Origin of the sequence: Rhodococcus sp. (in: high G+C Gram-positive bacteria) (genome assembly GCF_049286785.1) — a bacterium.
Classification (GTDB): Bacteria; Actinomycetota; Actinomycetes; order Mycobacteriales; family Mycobacteriaceae; genus Rhodococcus_F.
The window spans coordinates 1-2,511 of record NZ_JBAQEO010000300.1 but is presented as its reverse complement, the minus strand read 5'-3'; the positions used below and the strand labels follow the sequence as shown (position 1 = coordinate 2,511).

Annotated in this window: 1 protein-coding gene; it reads left to right on the top strand. The window is 62.0% G+C overall.

Annotated features, from left to right (window positions below):
• Positions 1–702 precede the first annotated feature (702 nt).
• On the top strand, positions 703–2,388 hold the full coding sequence (locus WAW17_RS11690; protein ID WP_422333144.1) for a phytoene desaturase family protein: 1,686 nt from the start codon (positions 703–705) through the stop codon (positions 2,386–2,388).
• The last annotated feature ends 123 nt before the right edge of the window (positions 2,389–2,511 follow it).

Here is a 2,511-nt window from a genome sequence, read left to right as displayed (position 1 = left end):
GGTGAGCCTTGCGGCAAATCGGGATGCGCCGGGATGGTCCGTCCAGATCGTCTTCGATGCAGTGGATTGCACGGCCGTACCAACGTCCGTGACGTTGGCCCCCTTCCTCACTTCCAGAGCCCTCAATGTCGCCCTCGGCTCCGGTGCCGCGTCGGCTCCGCTCCTGGGTCCTGCTGCCGTGTCTCGGTGCCGCAGGACTCGCCCATCCGTCGAGCCCACATACCGAGGCGTGCGGAGCGCCCGAGCGCACTGTCGGATCCAACAGCCCGGAAGGGTCGATGCCCCGACCGATCTCGTCGATTTTTTTTCTTAACTATATTTAAAAGAAACATAAGTTGAGTTAGGCTGTACGGCGTGCCGCACGCATCTGAACTTCCCTGATCGATCGAGGGCGTTTCGATACCGATTGTCGTACCGCGAACACGCCGTACGGGCTTCATCTGGGGTCGCGACCCCAGCGGAACTGCAGTCAGAGGAGATCATTGAGACGAATGTCAGCGCGCTACATCGACAACCACGAAACCCCTCTCCGTCATAGCGACGAATGAGTCACCTTCGAAGATCTTCGAGACGTTCAATCACATCCTGAGAGCGACGGTACCGAAGGTACTGGCGTCAGTAGACAGAGATAGGAAACTTCGCGTGGCCAAGACCAACCACACCCACACAAGCACCAGTACCGTGCCCCGCACTGCGGACACCATCCCCCGCAGTGCCGACGTCGTCGTGGTCGGCTCCGGCCACAACGGTCTGGTCGCCGCCGCCTACTTGGCAAAGGCTGGACTCGACGTCCTCGTCGTGGAGGCCGCGCCGACAGCCGGCGGAATGACCTCGACAAATCCGTTTGCTCCCGAGGCGCCGGAATACATGATGAACGAGGCGTCGATCCAGGCCTCGCTCTTTCGCACCACCACGATCAATGAGGACCTGGGCTTATCGGTGAGGTTCGGCCTCAAGCAGACCGTGATCGACCCCGCGCACTTCCAGCTCGCAGCCGACGGCTCGTCCCTCGGCTTGTGGCGCGATCCTCGAAAGACCGCCGACGAACTACGCTACTTCTCACCAAAGGACGCCACGGCCCTGCTCGAACTCTATGAGGTGATCGATGCCGCGGTCGAAATCGGTCTTCCCCTCATGCAGACAAACGCCACCCGGCCCGAGTTGATGAAGGTCTACCAGGCCGCAAAGTCCGTCGCGAAGAACCGCAAGCAACTGATCAACCTCGGACGCTGGATGACAAGCTCGCAGGCCGAAGCCATCGAGGACAGCTTCGAGCACGACATGATCCGGGCTCCCCTTCTGACGAGCCTTCCGTTCATGCCCTTCGACGCCGATCTCAGCGGTTGGTCATTGATCTACCTCGGTGTGCTCAGTAAGTACGGTGTCGCGATGTTCCATGGTGGCACCGGATCGCTCCCGAAGGCGCTCATCGCCAGCATCGAGTCCAACGGCGGCCGCGTCATCACCCGGGCACCAGTTGAGCAGATCCTCATGACCGGCGAGCGCGCCACCGGTGTCCGCATTGCCGGTGGCCAGGAGATTATCGCGCGGCGCGGTGTCCTGACCGCCTGCAGCCCGCGAACGACGCTGACCCGACTGCTGCCTGCGGGCGTTCTGACTCCCAAACTGCAAAATGCGGCCAATCACATCCCAACCAAGAAGCGCGGCATCGCGGATTACAAGCTCAATGTTGCCCTGAACGGACGCATCGACATGTCGAAGCACGAGAAGTGGCGAGGGGATGGCATCGATCTGCGGATCGCCTGCAACTGCTACCACACTTACGAGCAGGCGCTCGAGGCGGCGCGCGCCTGCGTCCGCGGCGACGTGCCCGACGCGATACCTGGTCTCGCCCAGGTCTCAAACGCATTCGACCCGTCGATGACGCCGGAGGGAAAGGATCTTTGGTGGTTCTGGACGGGCCTCACGCCCTCCATTCCCGAAGAAGGCTGGGATGTTGCCCGCAAGAAGATCACCGAGAGTGTCATCAAAGACGCCGAACAGTATTACGTCGGAGTCGAGAGTCTCGAGGTCGCCCGCCGTCCCCTCGCACTGCCCGATATCGAGGAGCGATTCTGGGCCATCGACGGCAGCGTCTACCACGTGGACCCAACCTTGAGCCGGTTCGGCCCGAACAAGCCCGTCGCAGGCTTTGCCGGCTATAAGACTCCCGTTCCCGGCCTCTTCCTCACCGGCTCGGGCACCCACCCGGTCGCAGGCATCAGCGGTATGCCCGGACAAAATGCCGCACGCACGATGCTGAAGGAGTTCGGCCTGGAGGACAAGGGCGGCCGCCTCGGCGCTATCAGGGCTCGCCTGGCGCGGGAGAGGTCGAATGCGGACCCGTACTCCAGCGGTCAGAACGACCCCTTTCCCGGCAGCATTTAGCCTGGATGCACCGATCGGCTGATGGCGTTGTTGTGAGTTTGGTTGTCCGGCAGCGGATGGGGTGTGGGCGTGAGTGATCGTCCGACCTGGTGTGTCGGGTTGTTCCACTGAGTCTTTCGCATC